Genomic DNA, 12,779 nt, shown 5'->3' with positions numbered 1-12,779 from the left:
AATGTATGAATACTTATATAAAAGATATGCATTAGCTCTATATGAAGTTGCTGAGGAAAAAGGGAAAGTAGAGGAATATTTAAAAGACTTGCAAGAAATTGTTTTACTTATGAAAAATGATGTTGAGTTTCTAAGAGTTATTAAACATCCTAAAATAGGTACATCTACAAAAAAAGAAATGTTTACTAGAATTTTTAAGGATAAAATTGATGACGGACTTTTATCTTTTCTACTTATTCTCATAGAAAAAGGTAGAATATTGTTTGTGGAAGAAAACCTTAAAGAAATGGAGAAAATCCATTTAAAACGTACCAATACGTTATTAGCTGAAGTTAAAACGGTAATACCTCTGATGGAAACTGAGAGAGAAAACTTGAGGCTTAAACTATCTAAAATATATGATAAAAAAATTCTTTTCGATGAAAAATTAGATAAAAAAGTTATAGGCGGAGTATATATAAGAATTGGTGATGACGTTATTGATGGTACGGTAAAAAGCAAATTAGAGGAAATGAAAAAAATAATGTTTAAATAGGGATGAGGTGAGTTTATGAATATTAAACCAGAAGAAATAACATCCATAATAAAGAAAGAAATTGAAGGATATGAAAAGACAATTGAAACTGTTGACTCTGGAACAATAATCCAAATAGGCGATGGAATCGCTAGGGTGTATGGGTTAGATAAATGTATGGAAAATGAACTTTTAGAGTTGCCTAATGGAATATTTGGTATGGCATTAAATTTAGAACAAGACAATGTAGGATGTGTACTTTTAGGGTCAGAAGAGGGAATCAAAGAAGGGGACATAGTAAAAAGAACTGGTAGAGTAGTAGAGGTTCCTGTAGGAGATGCTTTAATAGGAAGAGTTGTAGATTCCCTAGGTGTACCAATAGACGGTAAAGGCCCAATTAACACTACAGAAACAAGGCCTGTTGAGGTAATAGCACCTGGAGTTATTTCAAGACAATCTGTTAAGGAACCACTTCAAACTGGAATAAAAGCAATAGACTCTATGGTACCAATTGGTAGAGGACAAAGAGAACTTATAATTGGCGATAGGCAAACTGGTAAAACTGCTTTAACTACTGATACTATTATAAACCAAAAGGGCAAAGACGTTATATGTATATATGTAGCTATTGGTCAGAAACAATCAACTGTTGCACATATTGTAAACACATTAACTGAAATGGGAGCAATGGATTATACTATAGTTGTAGCTGCTACAGCTTCACATTCAGCGCCACTTCAATATTTAGCACCTTATGCTGGATGTACAATGGGCGAATTCTTTATGCATAACGGTAAGAATGTACTGATAGTATATGATGATTTATCTAAACATGCGGTAGCTTATAGAGCTATGTCATTATTACTTCGTAGACCACCAGGTAGAGAGGCATATCCCGGAGATATATTCTACATTCATTCAAGATTGCTTGAGCGGGCTGCAAAACTTTCTGATAAATTAGGAGGAGGATCATTAACGGCCCTTCCTATAATAGAAACTCTTGCAGGTGATGTTACATCATATATACCAACTAATGTTATTTCTATAACAGATGGTCAAATATTTCTTGAAGCTGAATTGTTCCATTCAGGGCAAAGACCAGCAGTTAATGCTGGAATATCTGTATCAAGAGTTGGTGGAAATGCCCAAATAAAAGCTATGAAACAAGTTACAGGAACCTTAAGGTTAGAACTTGCTCAATATAGGGAACTAGCGGCTTTTGCTCAATTTGGAACAGATCTTGATAAAGATGCTAAAATGAGACTAGAAAAAGGAAAAAGATTAATTGAGATATTAAAGCAAGATCAATATACCCCAGTACCAGTAGAAAAACAAGTTATGATTTTCTTTGCTGGAACTAATAATCATGTTATGGATATTCCAGTAAACCAAATAACAAGATTTGAAAGCGAATTCTTCAAATTCATGGATACGCATCATAGAGATATAGGTAAGACAATACTTACCAATAAGGTTTTAGATGATAAATTAAAGCAACAGCTTACTGAAGCTATAGAAGAGTTTAAAAAAATATTTTCTATTGAAGAAAGCTAACGGTATACAAGGAAGTTATTAATATAGCACTTTCACGCTATAATTAATTTGCCTTGATAATATGTTATCAGGGCTAAATTGCCTTTACAACATTTCATTAAGGCTAAATTGCCTTAAAACATTTCATTAAGGCTAAAGAGAGGTGAAACATGGCAGGTGCAGGGCTTGTTGCAATTAAGCGAAGGATAAGATCCATAACAAATACTACAAAGATTACAAAAGCAATGGGACTAGTTTCCACATCTAAATATCAAAAGATAAGAAAGAAAGTAGATGCTAATAATAATTATTTAAATAAGCTTGAGGGAATTATAAAGCAAGTTAAAGAAAATTATGAAGAAGATAGTATCTATATAAAAGGAAATAAAAGTAGTAAAAAACTGTATGTTGTTTTGACTTCGGATACAGGCCTTTGTGGCGGCTTTAATTGGTCAATAGTAAATGAACTGATAAGCAAACTTAAAAGCAATAATGAAGAACACAACATAATTGTAATAGGCCATAAAGGACGGGTTATATTTAAAAAACTCAATATGGAAACTGTGGCTGAATATGTTGATATTTCAGATGTGCCAACTCAAAAGGAAGCTACTACTATTATTAACCATGCACTTAATATGTATAGTAACGAAGAAATAGGTGAGGTGCATATTGTTTATAAAAAACTTATTTCAGCAATGAAAAATGAAATCAAAATTGAAAAGTTACTTCCGCTAGATTTCAATAACGATGAGAATAGTAATAAAGAGTATGTGAATATTGAGTCAATAGATGATAAAGCACTTTATGAAATAACTTCATTGTTTTTAGGTGGAAAAATGCTAAATTCAATGCTACATTCAAAAGCAAGTGAGCATAAATCTAGAATGGAGTCTATGGGTTCAGCTACCGACAATGCTAATGATATACTAGAAAAACTAAATTTGAAATATAATAGAAGTAGACAATATTCAATTACACAAGAAATTTCAGAAATAGTCGGAGGAGCGGAGGCTCAAAAGTAGAAAGGAGAGAAGATAATGGCAGGACATATAGGGAAAGTCGTTCAAATAATAGGACCTGTTATAGACATAAAATTTGACTCAGACAGTCTTCCTAATATTTATAATAGTATCGAAATCCAGATGGAAGATAGAATAATTGTAGCTGAGGTTGAACAGCATATTGGTGATGATGTAATAAGAGCCATAGCTATGGAAGGTACAGAAGGTTTAAGACGAGGACTCGATGCTACTGACACAGGAAGTCCAATAATGGTGCCAGTTGGAGACGTAGTCCTTGGAAGGTTATTTAATGTTCTTGGAAAGCCTATGGATGAACTGGGTGAAGTTGTGGTAGAAAAATTTATGCCTATTCATAGGGCAGCTCCAACTTTTGCAGAACAATCTGTTGAACCAGAAGTATTTGAAACTGGTATTAAGGTAATAGATCTTATAGCACCATATCAAAAGGGTGGGAAAATCGGTCTTTTGGGTGGAGCAGGAGTTGGTAAAACTGTTCTAATACAAGAACTTATGAATAATATTGCAAAAGAACATAATGGACTTTCAGTATTTACTGGAGTTGGAGAGAGAACAAGGGAAGGTAATGATCTTTATAATGAAATGAAGGAGTCAGGAGTTATATCAAAAACTGCTTTGGTTTTTGGTCAAATGAATGAACCGCCTGGTGCTAGGATGAGAGTTGCGTTAACAGGTCTTACTATGTGCGAGAATTTTAGAGACCAAGGGAAAGATGTATTATTATTTATAGACAATATATTTAGATTTACACAAGCAGGCTCTGAGGTGTCCGCATTACTTGGAAGAATACCAAGTGCTGTTGGATATCAACCAACACTTGCAACAGAAATGGGACAATTACAAGAGAGAATTACATCTACAAAACAAGGCGCAATTACATCTGTTCAGGCTATATATGTACCAGCAGATGATTTTACAGATCCAGCTCCTGCGACCACTTTCACTCATCTTGATGCTACTACAGTACTATCAAGAGGAATAACTGAACTTGGAATTTATCCAGCTGTAGATCCACTAGAATCTACTTCAACAATGCTTGACCCTAGAATAATTGGCAAGGAACACTATGATGTTACTATAATGGTTAAACATATACTTGAAAGATATAAAGAACTTCAAGATATTATTGCAATACTTGGTATGGATGAATTATCTGAAGAAGATAAATTAGTAGTAACAAGAGCGCGAAAGATACAAAGATTTTTATCTCAACCATTTACAGTAGCTGAGCAGTTTACGGGAATGAAAGGTAAATTTGTACCAGTAAAAGAAACGGTCCGAGGTTTTAAAGAAATTATTGAAGGAAAACATGACAATTTACCTGAAGCAGCATTTATGTTTGTTGGTACTATAGAAGAAGCAGTAGAGAAAGCAAAGACTTTGGCTAGTGTATAACACTTTTTACAAAGGTAACTAGCCATTATGTTACTTATTTTATAGAAACTATTAATTAATCTTTAAAAATACGTACATAGAAAGGTCGGTGTTTTTATATGAAAAATCATATAAAACTTACTATGATTACTCCTGAAAAGGAATTCTATAGTGGTGATATCTTGAACTTGAATACGGAGAGTGATGAAGGTGTATTTGGCGTTCTTGCGAACCATGTTCCTATGATATCTCAATTAAAACCAACGGTGACAACATTTACGCAGGTTGATGGTAAAGAGCTAAAAGCTTTTACATCAACGGGTGTTTTAAGAGTGCTTAAAGGCGAAGTAGAAATGTTATGCAGTGCCTGTGAATGGCCAGAAGATATAGACGTTAAAAGAGCAAATGAGGCTAAAGAAAGAGCAGAAAAAAGATTAAGTAATGATGATGATGAAATTAACATGAAAAGAGCCGAGAATGCTGTTTTAAGATCACTTATGCGAATTAAGACAAAAGGGTAGATATAAAAAATGGAGATATTAATTTATCTCCATTTTTTTATGCTTAAAATTCTTTTAGGCACGTTTTCATTAAAATTATATATATTAATAATATAAAGGTTAGATAAATTAAAAATCAGTTTCTACAATATACCTATCAATATCCCTACCAATATGATGAACCAAATAGCCCTCTTCACACTTGTGCTGGGGGATGATTTTTTTAATGAAAGTAATATTAATAAAATCATTATTTATAGAATAAAAAAGTAAATTAATGTCAACAATTTAATTATGTTTAAGAATTTAATTAAATGGTAGGGGGATTAAAATGAAAAGAAAAAGTATAACACTTTTGTGTATAGTATTAAGCCTAATTATTTTACAAGTAAATGTAGGGTTATCAAATGCACAGGGGCAAGTTAATTTATTTGACGAAATATTACTACAAACTAAAAGCAAGACTGTAGAATATGGATTGAAGACAAGTTTTAAAACTAAGGAAGATTCAAAAGAAATTTGTAATTATTTAATTCGAGATTTAGGACTTAATAGCAAAGAAATAAAATTAACCAGTTCTGAAAATGAAAATTCATATTGTATAGAATTTTTAGGCAAAAGTGTTGAAGGATATATAGAAGCCTTAAAATACAAAAATGAGAATGATATAACGATTAACATAAGTAAAATAAGTAATGAAAATGGACTAGTACCCCTTAAAAATAAAGTTGGAGTCAGTATAGGTAATAGAGGTGAAAATGTTAAATATTTTCAATATCTAAAAGCTAAAATTGAAAATGATAATACAAAACTTAAAATTCAGAACATTTATAGTGTTAATTACGAGATAGCAAAAATTTTAAAATCTCATGGATCTAAAAATATAGAGACAGTGAGTTTAAATAATGGACTAAGTACTATAGCATATACTAAAAAATATGATGAGACTGTAATTAATAACAAGTTGATTGATTTTAATTATGCTGTATGTAATTACTCATCTGGAAGGTACATTATCATAGGTACACCTCAAATAATTGTAGCTTATTAAAAATTAACAATAAAATGGAGGAATTAAATGGATAAATTAGTCGTAAAAGGTGGAAAAAAATTAGAAGGGGAAGTTAATATTAGTGCAGCTAAAAATGCAGTGCTTCCTATAATTGCGGCAACAATATTAAATGGAAATAGTTGTACTATTGAAAATGCACCAATGCTTGAAGATGTATTTGTAATTTGTGATGTATTAAAATCTCTTAAAGCAGATATCAATATAGATAAAGTTAATAATAGGGTGAAAATAAATACTGCTAATCTATTTGACAATGGAGCCAACGATGAATTGGTTAGAAAAATGAGGGCATCTTTTTTAATAATGGGTCCTATGCTTGGAAGGTTTGGAAGTTTTAAAATTTCACTTCCAGGGGGATGCAATATTGGAACTAGGCCAATTGACCTTCATTTAAAAGGATTAGCGGCCTTAGGCGCAGAAGTTTCAGTAGGACACGGATATGTGGAAGCAAAAGCAAAAAAATTAATAGGTTGCAATATATATTTAGATTATCCGTCAGTTGGTGCTACAGAGAATATAATGATGGCGGCTACTCTTGCAGAGGGAGAAACAATAATTGGTAATGCAGCAGAAGAACCAGAAATTGTTGATTTGGCAAGATTTCTAAAGTCTATGGGAGCACAAATTGACGGAGAAGGAACAGATACTATAAGAATAATAGGAGTTAAAGATTTTAAAGAAGTTATTTATAAACCGATATTTGATAGGATAGAGGCGGGTACTTTTATGATAACCGCTGCAATAACTAAAAGTTTGATTAAAATTAATGGAATCGATGAAATTCATTCAAAACCAATAATCGCAAAGCTTACAGAAATGGGAGTAGCAATAGAAATCAATAAAAATAGCATAATAGTTGATGGTCGCAAAAAGTTGAATCCAATAGACATAAAAACTATGCCATTCCCAGGATTTCCGACAGACATGCAGGCTCAGATGATGAGTTTATTATGTACAGTAAAAGGTACTAGTATAATTACAGAAACTGTTTTTGAAAATAGATTTATGCATGCAGTCGAACTTAAGAGAATGGGAGCAAATATAAAAATAGACGGTAGGAGCGCTGTAATAGAGGGCATAAATAGGTTTACGGGTTCAGAAGTTACAGCTACAGATTTAAGAGCGGGTGCTGCACTAATACTTGCAGGGCTTGCAGCTGACGGGACAACTACAATAAAGGATACCTACCATATTGATAGAGGGTATGTTTCTATTGAAGAGAAATTAAAGGGGTTAGGCGCAAGTATAGAAAGAGTACATTATGATAAGTAATATGAGAATTAGTTATAATTAAATTTATAATAAATATAGAAATATATAGTAAATTATTTTTGGTTTAAACGTTAGGAGTTGGAATATATTAAGCTATTAATATATTTTGACTCTTTTATATTTGCTTTATTAATAAGTAATATTTTTTGTAGTTCTTTAATATGTATAAAGTAAAATCTGTTTTATAACGAGGGGAGAAAAGAATGCGAAGAGTTTTTATTACACTTCATTTAAAAAACATCCTATTATTAATCATTGCATTTATAACTTTTATAGTTATTACTTCTGTTTTAATAGTTGGCATAGGACATAATAATAGTTTAAATAAAAGTAAAAACCCTGTAGTTAAGTCAGAAGAAAATAAAAATATCATTAAATATGATGAACTACCCAAAGTATCTAAAGTTAAAGTGTTCATTTCAAAAGAAAATACAATAAAAGAACTTGATTTAGAAGTATATGTTGCTGGAGTTGTTGCAGCTGAAATGCCGGCTGGGTTTGAGATGGAAGCCCTAAAAGCTCAAGCTGTTGCATCTAGGACTTACGCTTTAGCTCATGTTACGAAGCTCGGTGGAGCGGCCTGTAAAAATGGGAAGGGAGCGGATTTATGCGATACAGTCCATTGCCAAGTTTATATGACTAAAGAAGAGCGTATAAAACTATGGGCTAAAAGTTCGGCACAGGAAAATTGGAATAAGATTGAAACGGCAGTGAAGGCGACAGCAGGGCAAGTATTAACATATAACAATACATTAGTAATGGAACCATATTATTTTGCAACTAGCAGTGGGAAAACGGAAAATTCTGAGGAGGTATTTAGTAGTAGTATACCTTATTTAAAGAGCGTAGAAAGCCCAGGCGAAGAGAGAGCAAAATATTTCAAGAGTAGTAAAACTTTTAAGTATACCGAGCTAAGTCAAATTATAAATAATAACTATAATAATGCTAATGTAACCTCTGCTAATGTCAAAAAACAGATTACAGTAATTGATAGGACTGAGGCAGGAAGTGTTAAAAATATTAAGGTAGGTAGCATAACCATGACAGGTAGTAAATTTAGAACAATGCTCGGTTTAAAATCGTCAAATTTTGAAATAAAGTTCAATTCAAATGATATAGAAATTGATTGTAGTGGTTATGGCCATGGTGTAGGAATGAGCCAATGGGGTGCAGATGCAATGGCGAAGGATGGGAAAAATTATATTCAAATATTAACTCATTATTATCAAGGTACTGATATATCAAAATAAAAAATAAAGCTGGTTAACCTATAAAAAAGGATAACTAGCTTTATTTTTTTAAAAAAGTATAAATAAATTTTATATAATATGTATGTTTTTATACATTATGGACAAAAATAGAAGTGGAGGTGTTTGTATGGATAAGAACGCAAACAACAAAGCATTAAACTTTTTAAAGAAGGAGGGCTTCTATGTAATTTTATTTGTATGTTTATGTATAGTAGCTACAGTGGCATCTATAACAGCGAATAATAATAAAATTACAAGTAATCAGCAAGCTCTACAAAAGGAACAAGCAAATGCAAGCAATGTTTTAAATGAGCAACAAAAGGCATATGAAGGTGCTCTTCAAGTAAAAGAAGATTTGGCTAAGGCTAATGCTCTTAAAGCAGTACCCGATATCAAAAAGGTTACAACTGAAACTGTAGCAACAACATCAGTTTCTAAAACAGTTAATGCTCAATTTGTAAAACCAGTGGTCAATGGACTGCTTGCAAGGGCATATTCGAAAGAGATTGATTCAGTTGTGTGGAAAACTGATGGGAGTTATAGAACAAACTTAGGTATCGATATTCAAGCAAAATTAGGTGAGCCAGTTGTAGCAACCATGGATGGAATAGTTAAATTTGTTGGTACTGATGTTAATGGTCAAAAGGGTAAGATGGTTCAGATAGATCATCAAAATGGTTTTGTTACTGTTTATTCCAATTTAGATGATAAAATATTGGTAAAAACTGGTGATAAAGTAACGCAAAAACAACAAATTGCTTCAGTTGGAAACACTAGTTTAAATGCATATAAAGAAGACTACGGATCTCATTTACATTTTGAGATTTTACAAAGTAATAAGAATATTGATCCTGCTAAATATGTAACATATGGAAAATACCAATCTACAGTAACTAAATAATAACCAATAACCATTTCAATTAGCCATTTTTCCAAAATATATGGTCAGATGACTAATTGGAATGGAATTTAAAAGCAAGGTATTGCATATTTATAAATATAGAAGGGTTTAGGAGGTAACACTTTGAAAGACTATATTGAAGACCGGGTTTTAGAAGTTGCAAAGTATATTATAGAATCGAAATCCACAATAAGAAGAACAGCCAAAGTGTTTGGAGTTAGCAAGAGTACTATACACAAGGATATGACGGAAAGATTGCCTACTATAAATCCTCAGATTGCTAACCAAGCAAAAACAATTTTGGATTTAAATAAAGCTGAGAGACATATAAGAGGTGGAAGAGCAACAAGACTTAAATACAAGGCAGTAGAAGGATAAAACACTTCAAGCTAAAAACTATAAAAATATTAAATTAAAAAGAGGATTTTTTTATATCTTTGTAGAATAGAGTTTAGTATGATTTAAATAGTCAATATACTAAAGAGCAGGAGTGAGTTTTAAGATGTTTTTTTTTAGAATGGGTACGGATATGGGAATTGATTTAGGTACGGCCACAGTGCTTGTATATATTAAGGGTAAAGGTGTTATCTTAAAAGAACCATCTGTTGTTGCCATAGATAGAAACAATAATAGGGTACTTGCAGTTGGAGAAGAAGCTAGGCAAATGATAGGGAGAACGCCAGGTAATATTGTGGCAATACGTCCTATGAGAGACGGTGTTATTTCAGATTATGATATAACTGAGAAAATGTTAAAGCATTTTATAACGAAGGCTTGTGGGAAAAGAAGGTTATCTGCTCCGAATGTTGTGATATGTGTCCCTTGCGAAGCAACTGAAGTAGAAAGAAGAGCAGTAAAAGATGCAGCTAAAAATGCAGGAGCTAAAAAAGCTCACCTTATTGAAGAACCACTAGCAGCAGCAATTGGAGCAGGACTCGATATTACTAAAGCAAGTGGTAATATGGTAATTGATATTGGTGGAGGAACTACTGATATTGCAGTCATTTCTCTAGGAGGAATGGTTGTACGTGAGTCAATTAAAGTAGCTGGAGATAGGTTTGATGAAGATATTATAAAATACATTAGGAAAAAACATAAGTTAATGATTGGTGAGAGGACAGCAGAGGATTTAAAAATTAACATAGGTTGCGCCTATAAACAAGAAGAGGACGCAGGTATGGAGATTAGGGGAAGAGATTTAGTTACTGGTCTTCCTAAAAATTTATTAGTATCGTCGGAAGAAATGAGAGAAGCTTTAAAAGATGCGGTATCTTTAATAGCAGGGTGTGCACATTCTGTATTAGAAAAAACACCACCTGAGCTTTCAGCAGATATATCAGATAAAGGTATAGTTATGACTGGTGGCGGTTCATTGTTAAAAGGATTAGATAAACTTATACAAGAGATTACTAAGGTTCCGGTATATTTAGCTGAGGACCCAATTTCATGTGTAGTACTAGGAACAGGAAAAATGCTGGATTATGTGGATAAATTAGATGATTCATTTAATGGAGAAAACAATTACTTAATAGATTAAAAAGTGTAAACAAGCTATAAAAATAAGCAATGCAATTATTAATATAATTGTATTGCTTATTTTTTAATTGAAAAAATAAATTTAAAAGTTTCAATAAATTTTATATTAAAAAACAGTTTCAAATAGGATCTGGATTATCCTCGTCGCTTGTAAGTGAATACAAATAATATGAGTGCAAAATGGACCTACTTAAAACATTAGCAATTTCCATTACTAAGCTAAGCCTTATGTTTCTATTAGTAAACAATTCACTATCATCGCTTGAATCTACTATACCTATTAATGAAACATTACCTACCTTAGGAAGTGTTTTTCCTACGCCTTTACCAGGATGAATTGGATAATTTCTAGCTTGGAGTTCACCAATATTTGCAATGTCGCCTAAACATGCATCCACACCAATTATAGTACAATTTGGATGCAAAGCATTTATTTCTGATAATTTAATATCTATGTTCAGAGCATGAATTGGATTATCTATAGTGCCATATACAGGTAGTGGGAAGGAGCTATTTTTTAAAAATGTACCAACTAAAGGGCCTAGACAATCACCTATACATCTATCCGTACCAATGCAAACAACTAAAGTATTTTTGTCAATATAGTCTTTTAAAAAATTGGAAATTGTGTAGTAGGCTAAAGGATCTTTATAATGGGTTTTAGCTTTACTCAAGAAATATACCTCCTTGTATCGCGCTGAAGGAAAATTACTAATTATTTTCCTATGAATAATTTATATGAATAAATTCTGTATAATATTATGATAAAAGAATAAAAATATGATTAATTGGAAAATAATATATAAAAGTTATTTTTTTGAGGTGATATCCATATGAAAAAAAACAATTCAATATTTATTATTATATTTTTTACTTTTGTAAGTCTAATTAATATGGTGTCCTGGTATTACTATAAAATAGATTCAAATCATTATGAACAAACCATTTTACTTCAAATTGAAGCAACTTCTAATAATAAAGCTTACATTCAAAAAAAACTGGATAATAGTAATAAAGCTGAAGTAGTGAAAAAAGAAAGTTTAGAAACTGATGGTTTGTCACAAGAAAAAACAAAAAATGATTACAAAAATGAAGAAAATGCTAATTCAAAGGTAATTTCAGCTAAGGAAGATGTGAAAATTGATAATAAAAGTACAGATAGCCTAGAAAATTATTATGATTATATAGGAAAGGAGAAATCAGTATTTAAAGTATCGACAGGAAAAATAGAAGAAAGTCTAACTACTTCAGATAAAATAAAGTTACTATTTGTTAGTATACAGTTAGGCAAAGAGGATTATAAAAAAGTGAAGGATTATTTATATGATGTAGATGCTGAGGATGGAGTACTTAAAGCACTGAATTTATTAAAAGAGGATTTAACCGATAAAGAATATGAAAAAATACGTGTTATAGCTGGAAAATTTATAGATATGGATGCTGCAGAAAAACTGAATTAATTTATATTAATAAGAACTAAATGTTAGAAGAATAATAAGTTATATTTATGTTTAATATTGAGCAAATATGAGAATAATATAGTAATGCAGAGAAGAACTTGTTTAATGATTAAAATTGGACTTGAAATTAATAAATAAAAGTTGTATAATAATTCTTGTCGACACGATAAAGCGATAGAAAACATAATATGCTGGCATGGCTCAACGGTAGAGCAGCTGACTTGTAATCAGCAGGTTGTAGGTTCAATTCCTATTGCCAGCTCCAAAAGTGGAGGAGTTCCCGAGTGGCCAAAGGGGGCAGACTGTAAATCTGTTACGTAATGT

Annotated in this window: 13 protein-coding genes and 1 tRNA gene; 13 read left to right on the top strand and 1 reads right to left on the bottom strand. The window is 31.7% G+C overall.

Annotated features, from left to right (window positions below):
* The first annotated feature begins 1 nt into the window (after position 1).
* The 11 genes from VIM70_RS11730 (at position 2) to VIM70_RS11680 (ending at position 10,996) form a co-directional block, all read left to right on the top strand.
* On the top strand, positions 2-535 hold the full coding sequence (locus VIM70_RS11730) for a F0F1 ATP synthase subunit delta (protein ID WP_331945948.1): 534 nt from the start codon (positions 2-4) through the stop codon (positions 533-535).
* Positions 536-550: 15 nt separating this feature from the next.
* The gene (gene atpA, locus VIM70_RS11725; protein WP_331945947.1) at positions 551-2,068 is read left to right on the top strand and encodes a F0F1 ATP synthase subunit alpha; all 1,518 of its coding nucleotides are present in this window, start codon (positions 551-553) and stop codon (positions 2,066-2,068) included.
* 149 nt (positions 2,069-2,217) lie between these two features.
* Positions 2,218-3,072 carry an ATP synthase F1 subunit gamma gene (atpG, locus tag VIM70_RS11720; protein ID WP_331945946.1) on the top strand — a complete coding sequence of 285 codons (855 nt, stop codon included), beginning with the start codon at positions 2,218-2,220 and terminating at the stop codon, positions 3,070-3,072.
* Positions 3,073-3,087: 15 nt separating this feature from the next.
* Positions 3,088-4,485 carry a F0F1 ATP synthase subunit beta gene (gene atpD / locus VIM70_RS11715; protein WP_331945945.1) on the top strand — a complete coding sequence of 466 codons (1,398 nt, stop codon included), beginning with the start codon at positions 3,088-3,090 and terminating at the stop codon, positions 4,483-4,485.
* A 98-nt stretch (positions 4,486-4,583) separates the two neighbouring features.
* Positions 4,584-4,985, top strand: a complete 402-nt coding sequence (locus VIM70_RS11710; RefSeq protein WP_331945944.1) for a F0F1 ATP synthase subunit epsilon — start codon at positions 4,584-4,586, stop codon at positions 4,983-4,985.
* 310 nt (positions 4,986-5,295) lie between these two features.
* Positions 5,296-6,015, top strand: a complete 720-nt coding sequence (locus VIM70_RS11705; protein ID WP_331945943.1) for a YwmB family TATA-box binding protein — start codon at positions 5,296-5,298, stop codon at positions 6,013-6,015.
* Positions 6,016-6,042: 27 nt separating this feature from the next.
* A complete protein-coding gene (murA, locus tag VIM70_RS11700; protein ID WP_331945942.1) occupies positions 6,043-7,308 on the top strand; it encodes a UDP-N-acetylglucosamine 1-carboxyvinyltransferase in 1,266 nt (421 codons plus the stop codon).
* A gap of 203 nt (positions 7,309-7,511) precedes the next feature.
* On the top strand, positions 7,512-8,558 hold the full coding sequence (spoIID, locus tag VIM70_RS11695) for a stage II sporulation protein D (RefSeq protein WP_331945941.1): 1,047 nt from the start codon (positions 7,512-7,514) through the stop codon (positions 8,556-8,558).
* A gap of 127 nt (positions 8,559-8,685) precedes the next feature.
* A complete protein-coding gene (locus VIM70_RS11690; RefSeq protein WP_331945940.1) occupies positions 8,686-9,459 on the top strand; it encodes a M23 family metallopeptidase in 774 nt (257 codons plus the stop codon).
* A 123-nt stretch (positions 9,460-9,582) separates the two neighbouring features.
* Entirely contained in the window at positions 9,583-9,837 is a 255-nt protein-coding gene (gene spoIIID / locus VIM70_RS11685; RefSeq protein ID WP_331945939.1) for a sporulation transcriptional regulator SpoIIID, read from the top strand.
* Between the two features lie 124 nt (positions 9,838-9,961).
* Positions 9,962-10,996, top strand: a complete 1,035-nt coding sequence (locus tag VIM70_RS11680) for a rod shape-determining protein (RefSeq protein WP_331945938.1) — start codon at positions 9,962-9,964, stop codon at positions 10,994-10,996.
* A 118-nt stretch (positions 10,997-11,114) separates the two neighbouring features.
* Here VIM70_RS11680 and yyaC read toward each other — a convergent pair whose 3' ends face one another.
* Positions 11,115-11,669, bottom strand: a complete 555-nt coding sequence (yyaC, locus tag VIM70_RS11675) for a spore protease YyaC (RefSeq protein WP_331945937.1) — start codon at positions 11,667-11,669, stop codon at positions 11,115-11,117.
* Between the two features lie 159 nt (positions 11,670-11,828).
* On the opposite strand from yyaC, the gene VIM70_RS11670 reads away from it, so the two are divergent.
* Positions 11,829-12,455 carry a hypothetical protein gene (locus VIM70_RS11670; protein WP_331945936.1) on the top strand — a complete coding sequence of 209 codons (627 nt, stop codon included), beginning with the start codon at positions 11,829-11,831 and terminating at the stop codon, positions 12,453-12,455.
* A gap of 190 nt (positions 12,456-12,645) precedes the next feature.
* Positions 12,646-12,720 (top strand) — tRNA-Thr (locus VIM70_RS11665).
* The last annotated feature ends 59 nt before the right edge of the window (positions 12,721-12,779 follow it).

This window comes from Clostridium sp. (genome assembly GCF_036569345.1).
Classification (GTDB): domain Bacteria; phylum Bacillota; class Clostridia; order Clostridiales; family Clostridiaceae; genus Clostridium_AD.
Note: the sequence above shows the minus strand (reverse complement) of the source record. Positions and strands in the feature narration are given on the sequence as shown.

What these genes read in the sequence shown, in the direction of transcription:
- VIM70_RS11730 (WP_331945948.1), top strand. Translation starts at nt 2, where the DNA reads ATGTATGAATACTTATATAAAAGATATGCATTAGCTCTATATGAAGTT.
- VIM70_RS11670 (WP_331945936.1), top strand. Translation starts at nt 11,829, where the DNA reads ATGAAAAAAAACAATTCAATATTTATTATTATATTTTTTACTTTTGTA.
- murA (WP_331945942.1), top strand. Translation starts at nt 6,043, where the DNA reads ATGGATAAATTAGTCGTAAAAGGTGGAAAAAAATTAGAAGGGGAAGTT.
- VIM70_RS11710 (WP_331945944.1), top strand. Translation starts at nt 4,584, where the DNA reads ATGAAAAATCATATAAAACTTACTATGATTACTCCTGAAAAGGAATTC.
- atpD (WP_331945945.1), top strand. Translation starts at nt 3,088, where the DNA reads ATGGCAGGACATATAGGGAAAGTCGTTCAAATAATAGGACCTGTTATA.
- atpG (WP_331945946.1), top strand. Translation starts at nt 2,218, where the DNA reads ATGGCAGGTGCAGGGCTTGTTGCAATTAAGCGAAGGATAAGATCCATA.
- atpA (WP_331945947.1), top strand. Translation starts at nt 551, where the DNA reads ATGAATATTAAACCAGAAGAAATAACATCCATAATAAAGAAAGAAATT.
- VIM70_RS11690 (WP_331945940.1), top strand. Translation starts at nt 8,686, where the DNA reads ATGGATAAGAACGCAAACAACAAAGCATTAAACTTTTTAAAGAAGGAG.
- VIM70_RS11680 (WP_331945938.1), top strand. Translation starts at nt 9,962, where the DNA reads ATGTTTTTTTTTAGAATGGGTACGGATATGGGAATTGATTTAGGTACG.
- VIM70_RS11705 (WP_331945943.1), top strand. Translation starts at nt 5,296, where the DNA reads ATGAAAAGAAAAAGTATAACACTTTTGTGTATAGTATTAAGCCTAATT.
- spoIID (WP_331945941.1), top strand. Translation starts at nt 7,512, where the DNA reads ATGCGAAGAGTTTTTATTACACTTCATTTAAAAAACATCCTATTATTA.